The 17,031-nt window shown below is 71.6% G+C and carries 15 protein-coding genes; 3 read left to right on the top strand and 12 right to left on the bottom strand.

The window, feature by feature from the left end:
* Positions 1-9: 9 nt before the first annotated feature.
* Together B3S45_RS12660 and B3S45_RS12655 are read right to left on the bottom strand one after the other, a co-directional pair.
* Positions 10-708 (bottom strand): uracil-DNA glycosylase, encoded by a 699-nt coding sequence (locus tag B3S45_RS12660; RefSeq protein ID WP_286721018.1) that lies wholly within the window; start codon positions 706-708, stop codon positions 10-12.
* 1 nt (position 709) lies between these two features.
* A complete protein-coding gene (locus B3S45_RS12655; protein ID WP_286721016.1) occupies positions 710-1,195 on the bottom strand; it encodes a phosphoribosyltransferase in 486 nt (161 codons plus the stop codon).
* 73 nt (positions 1,196-1,268) lie between these two features.
* Here B3S45_RS12655 and B3S45_RS12650 point away from each other — a divergent pair, with 73 nt between their 5' ends.
* Positions 1,269-2,753, top strand: coding sequence for an MFS transporter (locus B3S45_RS12650; RefSeq protein WP_071045347.1), 1,485 nt, complete (start codon positions 1,269-1,271; stop codon positions 2,751-2,753).
* Here B3S45_RS12650 and B3S45_RS12645 read toward each other — a convergent pair whose 3' ends face one another.
* On the bottom strand, positions 2,754-3,539 hold the full coding sequence (locus tag B3S45_RS12645) for an SDR family oxidoreductase (RefSeq protein WP_286721014.1): 786 nt from the start codon (positions 3,537-3,539) through the stop codon (positions 2,754-2,756). It lies immediately after the preceding gene.
* A gap of 152 nt (positions 3,540-3,691) precedes the next feature.
* Between B3S45_RS12645 and B3S45_RS12640 the strand changes: the two genes are divergently transcribed.
* Entirely contained in the window at positions 3,692-5,014 is a 1,323-nt protein-coding gene (locus B3S45_RS12640; protein WP_071045349.1) for a bifunctional o-acetylhomoserine/o-acetylserine sulfhydrylase, read from the top strand.
* 132 nt (positions 5,015-5,146) lie between these two features.
* Here the strand turns inward: B3S45_RS12640 and B3S45_RS12635 are convergent, their stop codons facing one another.
* The 4 genes from B3S45_RS12635 to B3S45_RS12620 are packed head-to-tail and all read right to left on the bottom strand — an operon-like array spanning position 5,147 to position 10,533.
* The gene (locus B3S45_RS12635; protein WP_286721012.1) at positions 5,147-5,836 is read right to left on the bottom strand and encodes an SDR family NAD(P)-dependent oxidoreductase; all 690 of its coding nucleotides are present in this window, start codon (positions 5,834-5,836) and stop codon (positions 5,147-5,149) included.
* A 49-nt stretch (positions 5,837-5,885) separates the two neighbouring features.
* The gene (locus B3S45_RS12630) at positions 5,886-6,851 is read right to left on the bottom strand and encodes an NAD-dependent epimerase/dehydratase family protein (RefSeq protein ID WP_194385537.1); all 966 of its coding nucleotides are present in this window, start codon (positions 6,849-6,851) and stop codon (positions 5,886-5,888) included.
* On the bottom strand, positions 6,848-9,502 hold the full coding sequence (locus B3S45_RS12625; protein ID WP_286721076.1) for an alpha/beta fold hydrolase: 2,655 nt from the start codon (positions 9,500-9,502) through the stop codon (positions 6,848-6,850). The genes B3S45_RS12630 and B3S45_RS12625 overlap by 4 nt, the downstream gene beginning before the upstream one ends.
* The gene (locus tag B3S45_RS12620) at positions 9,496-10,533 is read right to left on the bottom strand and encodes a 3-oxoacyl-ACP synthase III (protein ID WP_286721074.1); all 1,038 of its coding nucleotides are present in this window, start codon (positions 10,531-10,533) and stop codon (positions 9,496-9,498) included. The genes B3S45_RS12625 and B3S45_RS12620 overlap by 7 nt, the downstream gene beginning before the upstream one ends.
* A gap of 185 nt (positions 10,534-10,718) precedes the next feature.
* Between B3S45_RS12620 and metX the strand changes: the two genes are divergently transcribed.
* The gene (gene metX / locus B3S45_RS12615; RefSeq protein WP_286721009.1) at positions 10,719-11,921 is read left to right on the top strand and encodes a homoserine O-acetyltransferase MetX; all 1,203 of its coding nucleotides are present in this window, start codon (positions 10,719-10,721) and stop codon (positions 11,919-11,921) included.
* A gap of 64 nt (positions 11,922-11,985) precedes the next feature.
* On the opposite strand, the gene B3S45_RS12610 is transcribed toward metX, so the two are convergent.
* From B3S45_RS12610 to B3S45_RS12590, 5 genes are read right to left on the bottom strand one after another with little or no spacing between them, the layout of a single operon-like run.
* Positions 11,986-12,294: a thiamine-binding protein gene (locus B3S45_RS12610; protein ID WP_286721007.1), complete on the bottom strand. Its 309-nt coding sequence runs from the start codon at positions 12,292-12,294 to the stop codon at positions 11,986-11,988.
* A gap of 16 nt (positions 12,295-12,310) precedes the next feature.
* Positions 12,311-13,519: a hypothetical protein gene (locus tag B3S45_RS12605; protein ID WP_286721006.1), complete on the bottom strand. Its 1,209-nt coding sequence runs from the start codon at positions 13,517-13,519 to the stop codon at positions 12,311-12,313.
* Positions 13,520-13,546: 27 nt separating this feature from the next.
* Positions 13,547-14,389, bottom strand: a complete 843-nt coding sequence (locus B3S45_RS12600; RefSeq protein WP_286721005.1) for an ADP-dependent NAD(P)H-hydrate dehydratase — start codon at positions 14,387-14,389, stop codon at positions 13,547-13,549.
* A gap of 50 nt (positions 14,390-14,439) precedes the next feature.
* Positions 14,440-15,495, bottom strand: a complete 1,056-nt coding sequence (locus B3S45_RS12595; RefSeq protein ID WP_194383472.1) for a hemolysin family protein — start codon at positions 15,493-15,495, stop codon at positions 14,440-14,442.
* Positions 15,492-16,820 (bottom strand): hemolysin family protein, encoded by a 1,329-nt coding sequence (locus B3S45_RS12590; RefSeq protein WP_071045356.1) that lies wholly within the window; start codon positions 16,818-16,820, stop codon positions 15,492-15,494. The genes B3S45_RS12595 and B3S45_RS12590 overlap by 4 nt, the downstream gene beginning before the upstream one ends.
* Positions 16,821-17,031: the final 211 nt, after the last annotated feature.

Here is a 17,031-nt window from a genome sequence, read left to right as displayed (position 1 = left end):
GCGGCCAGCCTACGCGCGTTCGGCCAGACGCCAGTCGATCGGATCGGCACCGGCCTCCCGCAGGAGCTCGTTCGTGCGGGAGAACGGGCGCGATCCGAAGAACCCGCGGCTGGCCGACAGCGGCGAGGGATGCGCGGAGGCCACAACGGGGGTGTCGCCGAGCAGCGGCCGCACGGTGGCCGCATCGCGCCCCCAGAGAATCGCCACCAGCGGCGCATGTCGATCGACGAGGGAGCGGATGGCGTGCTCGGTGACCTTCTCCCATCCCCAGCCGCGGTGCGAACCCGGCGCACCCGGAGAGACCGTGAGCACGCGGTTCAGCAGCATCACGCCCTGGTCGCTCCATGCCGTGAGGTCACCGTGCTCGCTGGGCGGGATGCCGAGGTCGTCGTGCCGCTCGCGGTAGATGTTGGCGAGGCTTCGCGGCAGCGGGCGCACGTGCGCGTCCACGGCGAACGACAGTCCGATGGGGTGACCCGGCGTCGGGTAGGGATCCTGCCCGACGATCAGCACCTTCACGTCCTGGAGCGGGCGGGAGAACGCGCGGAGCACGTGATCCCCGGCCGGCAGGTACGAGCGCCCCGCCGCGGTCTCGGCGCGTAACCGGTCGCCGAGTCGAGCGATGTCGGCGGCGACGGGAGCCAGGGCCTGCGCCCATCCCTCGTCGATCAGCCCGTCGGCGGCGAGTTCGTCGAGCGTCCGTGGCACGTCAGGCCGCGTCTTCCTCGATCACCGAGCCCTGGGCCGACCACGGGAAGTCGATCCACAGCGCGGTGTCCTTCCACGCATAGTCGGGCTGGATGACGGTGGACGGCTTGGTGTAGATCGTCACCGACCGCACGTCGGCACCCTGCGTCGCGAGCAGGTCGACCGCGAGCGCGAGCGTGCGGCCACTGTCGGCGACGTCGTCGACCAGCAGCACGCGGCGTTCCGCGAGATAGGCCATGTCCAGTTCCGGAGGCAGCACCTCGGGTGCATCCAGAACGGTGCCGATGCCGGTGTAGAACTCGACGTTGATCGCCCCGCAGTTCTTCACCCCGAGCCCGTAGGCGATCGCCCCGGCGGGCAGCAGCCCGCCGCGTGCGATGGCGACGACGACCTCCGGCACGAAGCCGTCCGCGACGATGCGACGACTGAGGTCCCGGCACGCCTCTCCGAATCCGTTCCACGACAACGTCTCGCGCTCGATCTCCAACGGGTCTCCCTTCCTGGAGTCTCCAGCCTATGGCCCGCCGTCGCGCGCCTGGAGCGAGGTGTAGTCTCGCCCCGTGCCCGACCCGACTCCCGTGCTCCGCCGATCAGCGCTCGGCATCACGGCCGGCCTCATCGGCTGGTTGATCGTCGTCGAGATCACCAGCGGCATCCTGCAGGGGTACTACGTGCCCCTCTTCAGCGACATCGTCGTGCATCTGGGCATCACCGACGCCGACGTCAACTGGTTCGAGGCGGCCCAGCTGCTGCTGTCGTCGATCGTCGTGCCCGTGCTCGCCAAGCTCGGCGACATGTACGGGCACAAGAAGGTGCTCCTGATCGCGACCGTGCTCACCGCGGGCGCGACGTGGTGGGTCGCCTTCGCCGACAACTTCTGGGTCTTCCTGATCGCCTGGGCCCTCCAGGGCTTCTATGTCGTCTGGCTGCCCCTGGAAGTGGCCCTGATCTTCGAACGCGGCCGCCGCGCGCGACACGGCGTCTCCGCGACCCGCCGCGCCGCCGGCCTGCTCGTCGTGGGCCTGCAGGCCGGTGCGATCCTCGGCGCCCTGGCCGCCGGACGCATCTTCGCCGCCACCGCCGAGAACCTCACCGTCACCCTCGTGATCCCGGCCGTGGCGGTCACCGCATGCTTCTTCGTGATCCTGTTCGGCGTACCCGAGTCCGAGCCGCTTCCCGGACGCCGACTCGACACGCTCGGCTTCGTCATCCTCACCATCGGACTGCTGCTCGTCACCGGTTCGCTCACGTTCCTCCGCCTCAGCGGCCCGTCGTTCGTCTGGACCTGGGTGCTGCTGGCCGCAGGCGTCGCCGCACTCGTGCTCTTCGTGCGCTTCGAACTGCGCCAGAACGATCCCGCCATCGACATCCGCGTCTTCCGCCGCCCGGAGATGTGGCCCGTGCAGGTCACGGCCTTCCTCATCGGCATCAGTCTGCTCGGCGCCCAGGGCCCGCTCTCGACGTACGCCGGCACCGACAGCGCGCTCGGGTACGGACTCGGGCTCGACGCCACCGCGCGGTCGAACCTCATCGGGGTGTATCTCGTCTCCCTGATCGTCGGCGCGGTGCTCTTCGCTGCCACCTCCCGGCGTGCGAGCCCCCGGATCGTCCTCATCGGCGCATCCGCCCTCGTGGGCGTCGGGTACCTGCTGTTCATCCCGCTCCACGTCGAGCTGTGGCAGGTGCTGATGAACATGGTGATCGCGGGCATCGGATCGGGCGCCCTCGTCGCCGCGATGCCCGCCGCAGCGGCCGCGGCCGCTCCCCGAGGTCAGACCGGCGTCGCATCCGCCCTGACCAACACCACCAAGACCATCGGCGGCACCTTCGCCTCGGCCGTCTTCGGCGTCGTGCTCGCCGCGGGTGTCGGGGTGGCTGCGAGCTCCACCGCGGCCTCGCTCGGCGGTTACATCACGGTGTGGGCGATCTGCGCCGGTGGCGGCCTCCTGGCCGCGGTGCTGCTGTTCTTCGTGCCCAAGGTCGCCTTCGCCGACGAGGTGCCCGAGTCCGCCGACGCGGTCGCCGGCGAGTCGCAGATCATCTGATCAGGCGTCGGCAGGCGGGCGCACCCGGAGCGGGCCGCGCGCCAGCAGGTGCTGCGCGGACTGCGCCACCGGTCGCATGGTGATCAGGTCCAGGTTCACGTGCCCGGGCGTGCCGAGCGCGTAGGCGATGACGTCGGCGACGTCATCGGCCACCAGCGGGGCTTCGACACCCTCGTAGACGCGGTCGGTCGCCAGCTGGTCGCCGCCGAGCCGGTTCAGCGTGAACTCCTCGGTGTAGACCATGCCGGGTGCGACCTCCACGACGCGGATCGGCTCTCCGTTCAGCTCCAGCCGGAGGGCGTGCACGAGCATCGACTCTCCTGCCTTCGCGGCGTTGTACCCGCCACCGCCCGCATACGCGGTCTGCGCGGCGGTCGACGTGACGAACAGGGTGTCCGCGTGACCGGAGGTGTCGGCGGTCTCCCGCAGGAGGGGAAGCAGCCGCGCGATCAGACGCTGTGCCGACATGACGTTCGCCTCGAACATCCATCGCCAGTCGTCGGGTGAGCCGTCTTCGACGCGGTCGGTGCCGCGCGCGCCACCCGCCACGTGCACGAGGGCGTGCACGGGCCCGGAGGTGGCCAGGAACGAGGCGAGCGCCGCGACGTCGCTCTCGCGGGTGAGGTCGGCCGCGAACGCCGTGGCGCCGATCTCCGCCTCGAGCGCCTCCAGCCGCTCGGCGCGGCGGGCCACGGCGACGACGTCCCAGCCCGCCGAGCGCAGCGCCCGGGCTGTCGCCTTCCCGATCCCCGAGCTGGCACCTGTCACCACTGCACGCCTGGTCATGTCCCCACCGTATCGCCGCCGAGAGGGCGCCCGCGGCCAGCCGGAAGGTTACGTCACATTTCCCGACCGTTGTCACGGGGCACGGCTGTCCGTAGTCTCGCAATCGGCCCGCGACGCCCGCCGCGAGCCCCTCACGACCACAGGAGCGAGTGATGTCCGCACCCGAGAATTGGCGCTTCGAGACCAAGCAGGTCCACTCCGGAGCGCAGCCCGACCCCACGACGAAGGCGCGCGCGACCCCGATCTACCAGACCACGTCGTACGTGTTCGACAACACCGATCACGCGGCGAACCTCTTCTCGCTGGCCGAGTTCGGCAACATCTACACGCGCATCATGAACCCGACGCAGGACGTCGTCGAGCAGCGCATCGCCGCTCTCGAGGGCGGCACCGGCGGGCTCCTGCTCGCCTCGGGTCAGGCCGCGTCGACCTTCGCCGTGCTCAACATCGCCCAGGCCGGGGATCACTTCGTCGCCTCCAGCTCGATCTACGGCGGCACCTACAACCTCTTCAAGTACAGCCTCGCCAAGCTCGGCATCGAGGTGACCTTCGTCGAGAACCAGGACGACATCGAGGAGTGGCGCCGCGCGGTGCGCCCGAACACGAAGCTCTTCTTCGCCGAGACGATCGGCAATCCCCAGATCAACGTCCTGGACATCCGCGGCGTCGCCGACGCCGCCCACGAGGCCGGGGTGCCGCTGATCGTCGACAACACGATCGCGACGCCCTATCTCATCCGTCCGCTCGAGCACGGCGCCGACATCGTCGTGCACTCGGCCACGAAGTTCCTCGGCGGCCACGGCACCGTCATCGGCGGCACGATCGTCGACGGCGGCAGCTTCTCCTGGACCGACCACGCCGAGAAGTTCCCGGGCCTGACCACGCCCGACCCGTCCTACCACGGCGCGGTCTTCACGCAGGCGGTCGGCGACGGCCTCGCCTACATCATCAAGGCGCGTGTGCAGCTGCTGCGCGACCTCGGAGCGTCGATCTCGCCGCAGAGCGCATGGCAGCTCATCCAGGGGATCGAGACCCTGTCGCTGCGCATCGAGCGTCACGTGCAGAACGCCCAGGAGATCGCGGAGTGGCTGGACGCCCACGACGACGTCGCCTCGGTGAACTACTCGGGTCTGCCGAGCTCGCCGTGGTACGCCGCCGCGAACCGCTACGCCCCGAAGGGCGTCGGCGCGGTGCTGTCCTTCGAGCTCAAGGGCGGCGTCGATGCGGGACGCGAGTTCGTCAACTCGCTGGAGCTGTTCAGCCACCTCGCCAACATCGGCGACGTGCGCTCGCTCGTCATCCACCCGGCCTCGACCACGCACTCCCAGCTCTCCCCGGAGCAGCAGCTCACCGCGGGTGTCACCCCGGGTCTGGTGCGGCTCTCGGTCGGGATCGAGAACGTCGCGGACCTCAAGGCCGACCTCGACCAGGCTCTCGCGGCCGCCCGCCGCGTCTCCGAGGCCGCCCGCGCCTGATCTCTCGTTCCGTGCGCCCGTCTTCACCGGACGGGCGCACGGTCGTTTGCACCCTTCGAGAGGAGTTCCTCGTCCAGGAGGACGGCACTATCGGTGGCTGTCCTCCTGGGGCGGAATCTCCTCTGCTGCGGCTCAGGCGCGCGGGCGAGGGCGGAGCGAGCCGAGGCCGCCGTCGACGCCGAGCACCTGCCCGGTGATCCACGAGTTCGCCGGATCGAGGAGGAACGCGACGGCGCGGGCGACATCGGCCGGCTCCCCGAGACGGCCGAGCGCGTGCATCGCCTCGGAGACCTTGCGCGACCCCTCGTTGGCGGTGAGGGATGCCGTCAGCGGCGTCTGGGTCAGTCCCGGCGCGACCGCGTTCACCCGCAGGCCCGACGACGCGTAGGTCGCCGCAGCCGACAGCGTCAGTCCCATCACCCCGGCCTTCGCCGCGGCGATGGCCTCGTGGTGGGACAGGCCCGCCATCGCGGCGGCCGATGAGACCAGCACGACCGACCCGCCGTTCCGCAAGTGGCGCCCGGCGGCGCGCACCGTCGCGAAGGCCGTCGTCAGCGACGCCGCGACCACCCCGTCGTACTGCTCGCGCGACGTGAGGTGCGCGGGCTTCAGCAGCATCGACCCGGCGAAGCACGCGACGCCATCGAGGGGACCAGCCTGCTCGACCGCCCGGTCGACGGCGTCGAAGTCCGTCGCGTCGAGGGCGATGTCCGCGCCGGGCGAGCGCGCCGTGGTGACGACCTCGTGACCGGCCTCGGTCAGGACGTCGGCGGTCGCGGCGCCGATGGCGCTGGATGCGGCGATGAGGAGGAATCTGGCCATGACCTCATCCTCACCGCACCGGGCACCCCCGGGGGTCGATTGCGCGATCTCACGCGAATGAGGCCGCGAGGCGCGCGAATCCCTCGTCGAGCGAGACCGCGGGAGACCAGTCCAGCGCGGCGCGCGTCTCACGCAGGTCGAACCAGTGCGCGGTGGAGAGCTGCTCGGCCAGGAAACGGGTCATGGGCGGTTCGTCGGCACCGGGTCGCACCGCCCAGACGCGCTCCACCACGCTCCCCGCTCCGCGGGCGAGCCACCCCGGCACGCTCCACGACGGCGGGGCGACCCCCGCCGCACGGCACATCCCCGCGATGAGCTCGCCGACCGGCCGCGGCTCGCCGTTGGTCACGACGAAGGCACGTCCGTGAGCGACATCGGCACGATCGGCACCGGCGATGATCGAGGTGACGGCGTTGTCGATGTAGGTCGAGTCGATCAGCGCCGTCCCGCCGTCGATGAGCGGCAGCCGTCCCGCCCGGGCGCGGGCGACGATCCGAGCGACCAGCTGAGGGTCGCCCGGCCCCCACACGAGGTGAGGTCGGATGGCGACCACACGCAGACGGTCGTCGTCGGCTGCCAGTGCGAGGAGTTCCCCCCGCGCCTTCGTGCGGGCATAGTCGCCGCGAGCGTGGTCGGGTGAGGCCGGCTCGGTGCCGACTCCGGTGAGCGCGGCGCCCGCGTGCGCCACCGACGGCGAGGACACCTGCACGAACCGGTTCACGCCGGAACTCTTCGCCGCGGCGAGCAGCGCGCGCGTGCCGTCGACGTTCACGCGGGCGAAGTCGCGGGTCTGCCCCGCCAGCGACACCTTCGCCGCCAGGTGCACCACCGTGTCCACGCCCTCGAGGGCACGCGAGACGAGCGCGGGATCCTCGATCGACCCGAGGTGATCCTGGGCTCCGGGAACACGCGAGGGGCGCCGCTGCAGCGTCCGCACCTCGTCACCGCGCGCGACCAGAGCCGTCGCGACGGCGCCGCCGAGGTATCCGGATGCTCCCGTGACGAGCACGCTCACGGCGCCACCGGCTTCCGCCCGGCGCACACCGCATCCGCCCACACCGACAGCCGAGAGCGATCGATCTTGGAGTTGTGCCGGATGTCGGTGGGCAGCTCCGGAACGACGAGCACCGCCGCGAGCGGCAGATCGACGCCCGCGCGGACGCGTGCCGTCAGCTCCGGATCGGCGAGCCCGGCGCGCGTCGCCGGGTCGGTCGTCTCCACGACGGCGACCGGGCGCTGCAGACCCGAGGGACCGACCCCCACGACCGCCGCGCGGCGCACACCGGCGACCCGTTCGACCTGCTGTTCACCGCCGACCGGGGCGAGCGGCCCGTGCTCTGTGGTCAGCACGTGCGGGAGCCGTCCCTCGACCCACAGCCTCCCCCGCTCATCGAGGTGCCCGACATCGCCGGTCCGGTGCCACCGCAGGCCCTGCTCGTCGTCGTCGGCGGTGTCGCGCACCGCGTCGGCGTCGGTCAGCGCGAGACGGTCGTAGCGGGACTTCAGGTGCGGCGCGGCGACGATGATCTCGCCGAGCAGACCCGGGGTGTGCCCGGGCGCACCACTCGCGCGACCGGCGGCGTCGAGCGCGCTCACGCGCACGCGCACACCGTCGATCGGCGTTCCGACACACACCCCGTCGTCCGGGGCCTCGGCGGCTTCTCGGATGCCGGCGAGCGTGATGTCGGTGACCAGCAGGCACTCGGTCATGCCGTATGGGGTGTGCGGCTGCGCGTTCGGGAAGACCCGCTGGGCCGCCCAGAGCAGCTCGGCGCCGATCGGTGCGCCGGTGGACAGGAAGGTCTCGACTCCGGCGAGCGCCGCCCGGTCGTCGGCGGTGAGGTCACCGGCGGTGGCGACGACATTGAGGATCGCCGCGGGCGACAGGAAGACGATGCTCGCGTGCGCGGCTTCGACGGCGGCGGCCACGGCTCGTGCGGTGAGGGTTCGCGGGGCGGAGACATCCATATCGGGTGTCACCGAACGGGTTCCGAGGGCGGGCCCCAGCAGGGCGAACGGCGCGAAGCCGGTGACCAGGCCCGCCTGATCGGTCACGTCGAAGTGCGCACCGAGCACGTCTCGCAGGGCGGCGAGCTGACCGTGGGTGTAGACGACCCCCTTGGCCGGACCGGTCGATCCCGACGTGAACAGCACCGCTGCCACGTCGTCGGGGCCGGGTTCCGGCAGAGCATCGCCGTCGGAGCCGAGCTCGGCCACCTCCGCGAGGCTCCGGGCGACGCCGAGCGCCCTCGCGGTCAGGGACGGCAGACGATCCACGGAGATCTTCGTACCCGGCCACCCGAGGGTGCGGGCCGCGGCGAGCGCGACCGTCTCGCCGATCAGCACGTCGGGGCTCGCCCCGCGCACGGCCCGGGTGAGGCCGGCGACGCCCAGGCCCGCGTCGGCCACGACGACGACCGCTCCGATGCGCAGGCAGGCGTAGACGACGGCGGTGAGCGTGGGCCCGGGACGCACGAGCAAAGAGACGCGGTCGCCCGGGCGCACCCCCAGGCGGTGCAGCCCCGTCGCCAGGACGGTGACCCGGTCGTGCAGCCGGCGCCAGCTCACCGTCTGCGGCGGCGTGCAGGTCATGTCGATCGCCGCGACCGTGTCGTCGTCGGCGCGCTCGTCGAGGCGATGCCACATCGGCACGAAAGCCCCGGTGGCGCGGGGCGCCGGCTCGGAGGCCGTCGGCACGGGCGGCGACGCGTCGACACGCCGGTCGAGCCAGTCGAGCACCGCCGTCGCGTACGGCCGGTCCTCGGCCACGAGGTGTCCGGCGCCTTCGAAGCGGTGCACGTCGGCGTGGGGCATCCGGTCGATGAGATCGTCGAGATAGCGCTGCTGGAACACCGGGTCGCGCGGTCCCCAGAGCAGCAGCGCGGGAACCCGCAGGTCGCGCACACCCGCGGCGATGCGGGTGAGCTCGGCGTGACTGGGATGTGCCGGGCCCACCGGGATGTCGGCGACGAAGGCGCCGACGCCGCGGCGGCGGTCGGCGGTGAGATAGGGAGCTCGGTACCCCGCTCGCACGTCGACCGGAAGACGGGACTCGGCCAACGCGAGGGTCGTGTCGAGGAAGGCCGTCGTCTGCACGGTCGAGGCGGCGAGCACGCCCCGCGCTCCCGCCACCCGCAGCGCTGCGGGGATGGGGCGGTCGTCGGGATGATGGACGGCGGTGTTGAGCGTGACCACCCCGGCGAGCTGGTCGGGATGATCGACCGCCCACCCGAGCGAGATCACGCCGCCCCAGTCGTGCCCCAGGGTCACGACCGGTCCGTCGAGGCCGATCGCGTCGGTGAAGGCGCCGAGGTCGGCCACACGCTGCTCGAGCGTGCGGGTGAGGTCGGTGCGGTCGGAGAATCCCATCTCGAGCTGGTCGACGGCGACCACGCGCCACGTCGGTTCGCCGCGCTCGGCCCGCCGCACCGACTCGTCGGCGATGCGCCGCCAGTGGAACGACCACGTCGGGTTGCCGTGCACCGCGAGGATGGTGCCGACGGGCGCGGCGCCGAGATCGGTCAGCGTGTCTGCGGTGTCCAGATGGTGCCACGAGCGCGTGCGGCCCGCGTCGGCGAGGACGCCGGGAACCTCGAGGGTGCGCCGGAAGCGGTCGTCGAGCCCGCGGACGGGGGGAAGGGTGGTCTCGGCGGGCGAGATCACCAGGCGAGTTCCATCATCGCCGTGTTCAGGCCCGACCCGACGCCCATCAGGAGCACCCGGTCGCCGCGCGAGAGGTTGCGCTTCTCCTGATCGAGGGTGATCGGGATGGACGCGGGTCCGACGTTGCCGTATTCGGGGAAGGTCGTGGGCACCTTGGCGCGGTCGAGCCGCGCGGCCTTCACGATCGCGTTGGTGTGCACCGACGAGACCTGGTGGGTGATGTAGCGGTCCATGCCGGTCCAGTTCCAGTCCGACGCCGCATCCTTCCACGCCGACACCACGAGCTCGAGGCCCCCGCGCAGCAGGGCCTTCGCGTCGGTGAACATGCCGTCGACGCTGCCGACGCACAGCTCGTGGAACTGGGTCGCCGCACGGGTCACCCCACCCAGGATGCGGTGGCCCTCGGGATGCTCGTCCGCCCGTCCGAGCACGGCCGCCGCCGCCCCGGAGCCGAGCGTGAGCGAGGCGAACTCGCTCATGAACGCGTCGCGCCCGATCCCCTCGCCCTTGAGGCGCTCGATGGTGTTGACCTGGATGTCGTCGGCATCCTCGCCGTTGACGATGATGGCGTAGCGGATCTGCCCGGACTCGATCATGCTCGCGGCGAGGTTCATCCCGCTCACGAAGCCGAGGCACGCATTGGCGACGTCGAAGTTCACCGCCGACGTCGGCAGCCCGAGGCCGTGGTGCAGGGTGACGGCGACGGAGGGCTCGAGATGCTTGCGGCTGACCGAGGTGTTGATGAGCAGACCGACCTCGGACACGTCGACGCCGGCCTCGCGGAGTGCGCGCTCGCCCGCGGCGATGGTGGCGGCGTCGGACGATTCCCCCGACGCCCAGTTGCGACGCTCGAGGACCCCGGCGACGCGCCGTAACAATCCGGGCCGCAGCTTCAGCCGCTGCAACGCCGGACCCAGGCGCGCTTCGATGTCGTCGGAGCTCGTGACCCGCGTCGGCAGCACGCTCGCCACCGACAGCAGGGAGACGTTCGAGAACCGGGTCGTCGCGTTTCCAGCCAACGGCACCCTCCTCATCACGAGCACGCCGGCTCGATCGGTCGAAGGACAAGTTTAGCTCCGGAACATAACGAGCCTGGCATACGGGCTCAGGTCCACGTCGCAGCCTCACGGGTCGCGGTGTCGTCATACGCGCGATCCCGCGAGGCGGAGCGGATACCGTGAGAAGACACGGCCGACCGCTCGATGAAAGGACCGCCGCGATGGACTGGCAGACCTCCGAGGACACGGTGCCCTCGGCACCGGTGACGGAGGCCGACGCGCGCCTGCTCCTGGGTCGACCGCCCGCCACCGGAGCGTGGCAGGACGGCGATCCCGTCGGAGACCGCCGATTCGCGGCGTTCGGACCGTTCCGCACCGAGGGCGGCGACGAGCTGCCCGGATACCGGCTGGCCTACGAGGCCTGGGGGGAGCTGTCCCCCACCCGCGACAATGCGGTGCTGCTGCTGCACTCGGTGACCGGCGACAGCCACGTTCGAGGGCCCGCAGGGCCGGGGCACCCGACCGCCGGCTGGTGGGACGACATCGTGGGGCCCGGTGCCGCGATCGACACCGACCGCTGGTTCGTCATCGCCCCGAACATGCTCGGCGGCTGTCAGGGGTCGACCGGCCCCGCCAGCATCGCGCCCAACGGGGCGGAGTGGGCGGCACGCTTCCCGTACCTGACGGTCCGCGACCAGGTCCACGCGATGACGCGGCTCGCCGACGCGCTCGGCATCGAGCGCTGGGCCGGCGTCGTGGGCGGCTCGATGGGAGGGATGCACGCACTCGAGTGGGCCGTGATGCATCCCGAGCGGGTGGAGCGCCTCGCCGTCATCGCCGCGCCCCCGGCCAACACCGCCGACCAGGTCGCCCTGAACTCCGTGCAGCTGGAGGCCATCCGCATGGACCCGCGCTTCGCGGGCGGCGACTACTACGACGCCGGCGACGGCAACGGACCGACGCGTGGGCTGTCCCTCGCGCGACGCATGGCGCTTCTGAACTACCGCTCCCCCACGGAGCTCAACCAGCGGTTCCAGCGATCATGGCAGTCCGGGGTGAGCCCGCTCGGGCACGGCGGCCGGTTCGCGGTCGAGTCGTACCTCGACTTCCACGGCAACAAGTTCACGCGACGCTTCGACGCCAACACCTACATCACGCTCGTCGAGGCGATGAACTCGCACGACGTCGGCCGGGACCGCGGCGGCATCGACGCGGCGCTCGCGCGCGTGACGGCGACGACGCTGGTGCTCGGCATCGACAGCGACCGCCTCTTCCCCGTCGACGGTCAGCACCGCATCGCCGCGGGCATCGCGAACGCGCTCGACGGCGATCGCGCCGCGGTGATCACGAGCGACTTCGGCCACGACGCCTTCCTCATCGAGACGCCCGTCGTCTCCGCGCACCTGCGTCGCCTCCTCGACTGACATCTCCGGCCCATCGAGCGTGCGTCGCGCACGGCGGTCCTGCGGACATCCGCCGGCGTGAGTCCTACTCCGCGTCGTCGATCGCGGACTCGAGGCGCTCGATCTTCGCGTCGAGCTCGCCGGAGTACCCGGGCCGGATGTCGGCCTTCAGCACGAGCGAGACCCGTGATCCGAAGGGCATGACGGCCTCGGTGGCGGCTTTCACGACGTTCATGACCTCGTCCCACTCCCCCTCGATCTCGGTGAACATCGAGGTGGTGCGGTGAGGCAGTCCGCTCTCGCGGACGATCCGGACCGCCGCGGCGACGGCGTCGTGCACCGAGCCGTCGACGTTTCCGGTGCCGCTCGGCGCGACGGAGAAGGCGATGAGCATGGGAGTCTCCAGACGGTCAGGTCGCCGCGACGGTCACGGCGACGGACGTGCGGACGCGGGCGGTGCGGATGACCGCCCACGCGAGCAGAACGATGAGGAGCACATTGCGCAGTGTCAGCACCGTCACGGACATGGGCTCGGCGACGAGGATGCCGCCGTAGACGAGCGGATACACGACCTGCGTGAGACCGGCCGCGGCGACGGCGAGCGCGGCGGGCCCCATCCCGCGGCGCCGATCGACCACGAGCCAGAGCACGAGCGGGGGGATCAGCCACGCGAGGAACTGCGGGGATCCGACCTTGTTGACGACGATCAGCGTGAGGACGAGGGCGAGCGAGAACGGCGGGAAGAGCGCCGCGAACGACGCGCCGCGCCACATCTTGACCGCACCGAGGATCACGACGGCACCGGCGACGAGCACGAGGAGCGGCGTCATCGCCGCCGAGACCGCATCGACTCCCGGGCCCTGCACCTGGAAGGTGAGGATGTCGCGGTCGTACACGATCGCCGCGTCGGCGGAGCCGGTGGCGACCTGCCACAGGAACCATCCGCTCACCGGCGCCTCGATCTGCAGGCCGCGCCCGGTCTGTCCGGCGACGAACCCGAAGGCGTGGGATGCGCCCCCGAGGACGGCGATCGCCCCCAGCACGACCGCGCTGGTCGCCGCCGCCGCGCCGAGCACGACCAGACGCCGCCGGAGCGCGACGACCGCTGCCGCCAGGAGCGCGGCCGGCCAGACTTTGATCCACGTCGCGGCGGCCAGCAGGATCGCCGCGATCACCGGGCGTCGGACCAGCCACAGCAGCCCCGCGATGGCGATCGGCACGGTGACGCCGTCGAGGCGATACATGCCCACCGGGCCGAGCGCGACGGCGAAGACGAGCCAGAACACCGCTGCGGTCGTGCGGCCGCGCGAGCGCGCGGCACCCACCAGCATCGCGAAGGCGGCCGCGTCGAGCGCGGTGACCAGCACCGCCCACGCGACCTCGTATCCCGCTATCCACGTCAGGGCGTGCGCTGCGAGCATGGGCAGGAGGGCGAGCTGCGGATACACCCACGCCTCGTCGACGCCGACGAGGGACTCCCCCGACAGCGCCTGGAGCGACCACGGCTCGTAGACGAGATAGACATCGCCCATCGGCTGGTTCGGCAGCACGAAGCCCGCCGCTGCGATGAGCACGTGAACGACCGCAAAGCCCGCCCACAGCATCCCCCGCCTCGACACCGCTCCATCCTAGAGCGACGCGGCTCCTCAGGCCGGGGCGGCGGCGATGACCTCGCCGACGGCGGCCGGCAGGGCGTCGGCCACGTCGAGCGCGGTGATCGGGCCTCCCGCGAGGCCGTATCGGCCGGCAGCCACGTTGGCGGCACGCCCGTGCAGCCACGCCCCCGTGGCGGCGACGGGTCCCCACTGGGCCGCCGAGGTGAGGTCTTCCGCACCCGCCGCGAGGGCGCCGATCGCCCCGGCGAGCACATCCCCCGTGCCCGCTGTCGCAAGCCACGGCGTGGCATCCGCGACCACCGCGATGAATCCGCCCGGCGCGGCGGAGACCGTGCGCGCCCCCTTGAGCAGCACGGCGGCGCCGAGCGCCTCCGCGGTCTCGAGGGCGGCGTCGTCGCGCTCCGCGAGGTCGGCGTCGGGGTCCACCGGCGGCATGCCGAGCCTGGAGCGCAGACGACCGAACTCGCCCGCGTGCGGGGTGATGACAACGGGAGCCGCGGGATGATCGACGAGGTCGAGCGCTCCGGCATCGACCACGACCGGCACGGTCCCGGCGAGGATCTCCCGCAGCAGGGCGGTCTCGGCATCGTCGCGGTGGGCCGGGTCGGTGCCCGAGCCGATCACCCAGGCGTTGACACGGCCTTCGGAGAGCACGGTCTCGGGGCGACGGGCCAGCACCTCCGCGCCGGCCGGTCCGACGTAGCGCACCATCCCGACACCGGCGCGCCAGGCGGCCTCGACACCCAGTACGGCGGCACCTTTGAACGACGGTGATCCCGTGCGGATGCCCACCACGCCGCGCGTGTACTTGTCGTCGTGAGAGGTCGGGGCCCGAAGGCTTCCCGCCGCGTCGGTCGCCGTCCATCTGCGCATGCCGCACACCCTATCCGGGCGAAGCGGCGCGGCGGCGACCGACGGGCGGATCAGCGCCGACGGCTCGTGGCGTCCTGCACCTCGCCGATGAGCTCCTCGATGATGTCCTCGAGGAACAGCACCGCCGTGGTCTGCCCCGAGGTGTCGCGCACCTGGGCGAGGTGGCGGCCCGCATTGCGCATCAGCGCGAGGGCATCCTCCAGGTCCGTCTCCTCTGTCACCGGCACCATGTGATGGATGCGCTTGGACGGGATGGGGCGCGTCACGTCGGCACCGCCGTCGGGGCCTTCGGCCGCGCGCAGCACGTCCTTGAGGTGCACGTAGCCGGTCGGCACGCCCTCCCCGTCGACGATCACGTACCGCGAGAAGCCGTGCTTGGCGACCGCCCGCTCGATCTTGTGGGGCGTGGTGCGCTCCGGGAGGGTCACCAGGTCGCCGAGGGGCACGGCGATGTCCTTGGCCTTCTTGTCGGTGAACTCCACCACGGCCGCCACGGTCCCCGCCGAGTCGTCGAGCACGCCCTCGATGCGCGACTGCGTCACGATCGTGGCGACCTCCTCCAGGGTGAAGGTCGAGGCGGCCTCGTCCTTCGGCTCCACGCGGGCCAGCCGGACGATGTGGTTGGCGGTCCAGTTGAGCGTGACGATCACGGGGTGGAACACCTTGGAGACCCACACCAGCGGCGTCGCGAGCATCAGCACGGCCCGATCGGGCACCGAGAACGCGAGGTTCTTCGGCACCATCTCGCCGAACACGACGTGCAGGTACGACACGGCCAGCAGCGCGATGACGAACGCGATGGTGTCCACGAGCGCTTCGCTCAGCCCGGTGAGCCCCAGCGGCACGGCCAGCAGATGGTGGATGGCCGGCTCGGAGACGTTCAAGATGAGCAGCGAGCAGATCGTGATGCCCAGCTGGCTGGTCGCCAGCATGAGCGTGGCGTGCTCCATGGCGAACAGCGCGGTCTTGGCGCTGCGCGAACCGCGTTCGGCCAGCGGCTCGATCTGCGAGCGGCGAGCGGAGATCACGGCGAACTCGGCGCCGACGAAGAAGGCGTTGGCGACCAGGAGCACACCCAGCCACGCGAGCCCGGCCCAATCGCTCATCGGCGCTCACCTCCCTCGGCGGCCGAGGCGACCGGAACGGCCACCGGCGTGAACCGCACGCGATCGACGCGGCGGCCCTCCATGCGCTGCACCTCGATGACGCCCTCCTCGAGCTGGAGTGCGTCGCCGGCGGTGGGGATGCGCTCGAGCACGCTCATGATGAACCCGCCGACGGTGTCGTAGACCTCGCCCTCGGGGATGCGGATGCCGGTGCGATCCAGCAGCTCATCGGGGCGCAGCTCTCCCGGGAAGATGATGGACCCTGATGCGCGGACGATGCCCGCGCGACGCCGGTCGTGCTCGTCGAGCACCTCGCCGACGATCTCCTCGACGATGTCCTCGAGCGTGACGACCCCCGCGGTGCCGCCGTATTCGTCGACGACGACGGCCATCTGATAGCCCCGCGTGCGGAGTTCGGCGACCAGCGCATCCAGATGCACCGCCTCGGGGACTCGCAGCGGCTCGCTGCTGATCGCCCCCACCGGCACCTCGGCGCGCTTGGCCCGCGGCACGCTGACGGCCGCCTTGAGGTGCACGACGCCGACGATGTCGTCCATCGAGTCCTCGTAGACGGGGAAGCGGCTGTGCCCCGTGCGGCGCGCCAGCTGGATCACGTCTTCGACGGCGTCGCCGACGGCGACGGCGTGCACGCTCGGTCGCGGCGTCATCACGTCGGCGGCGCTCAGGCGCGAGAAGGTGAGGCTTCGATCCAGCAGCGACGCGGTGTCCTCCTCGAGCACGCCGGCGCTGGCCGACCGGCGCACGAGGCTCGAGAGCTCCTCGGCGGTGCGCGCGCCCGACAGCTCCTCCTTGGGCTCGATGCCGATGGCCCGCAGCACGCCGTTCGCGCTGCCGTTGAGCACGAGGATGGCGGGCCGGAAGACGGTGGTGAAGGCCACCTGGAACGGCATGACGAGCTTGGCGGTCTGCCGCGGCACGGCGAGCGCGAAGTTCTTGGGCACGAGCTCGCCGATGATCATCGAGAAGACCGTCGCGATCGCGATGCCGATCGTCGCCGACAGCGGCGTGACCAGCGCATCCGGCCAGCCCCACGAGGTGAGCACGGGGCGCAGCAGGTTGGAGATCGCCGGCTCCATCGTGTATCCGGTCAGGAGCGTCGTCAGGGTGATGCCCAGCTGCGCGCTGGAGAGGTGGGTCGAGGTGATCCGCAGCGCGCTGATCGTCAGCGCCAGCCGGGATTCACCCGCCTTCTGCCGCGACTCGAGGTCGGCACGGTCGAGGTTCACCAGCGCGAACTCGCTGGCCACGAACAGACCGGTGCCGATGGTCAGAAGGAGCCCCACGCCCAGCATGACGTAGTCCATCACGCGTCACCCCCGCTCATGCGGTGGTCGGGTCGGTGGGGCGAGCGTCTGCAACTGGGAGGGTCGTCCATCGTGGAGAAGATCTTACGGCAGTCTCGCGCGCCCGCGCGCGGGCTCCTCCCAGCTTCTCGCGCCGCTCACCTGGCGCTCGCGCCGTTCACCTGGCGCTCGATGTCGCATAGACCGCGCGATAGCGCATCCCGTGACAAGC

The organism is Microbacterium sp. UBA1612, from assembly GCF_002321605.1.
Lineage (GTDB): Bacteria > Actinomycetota > Actinomycetes > Actinomycetales > Microbacteriaceae > Microbacterium > Microbacterium luteum.
Note: the sequence above shows the minus strand (reverse complement) of the source record. Positions and strands in the feature narration are given on the sequence as shown.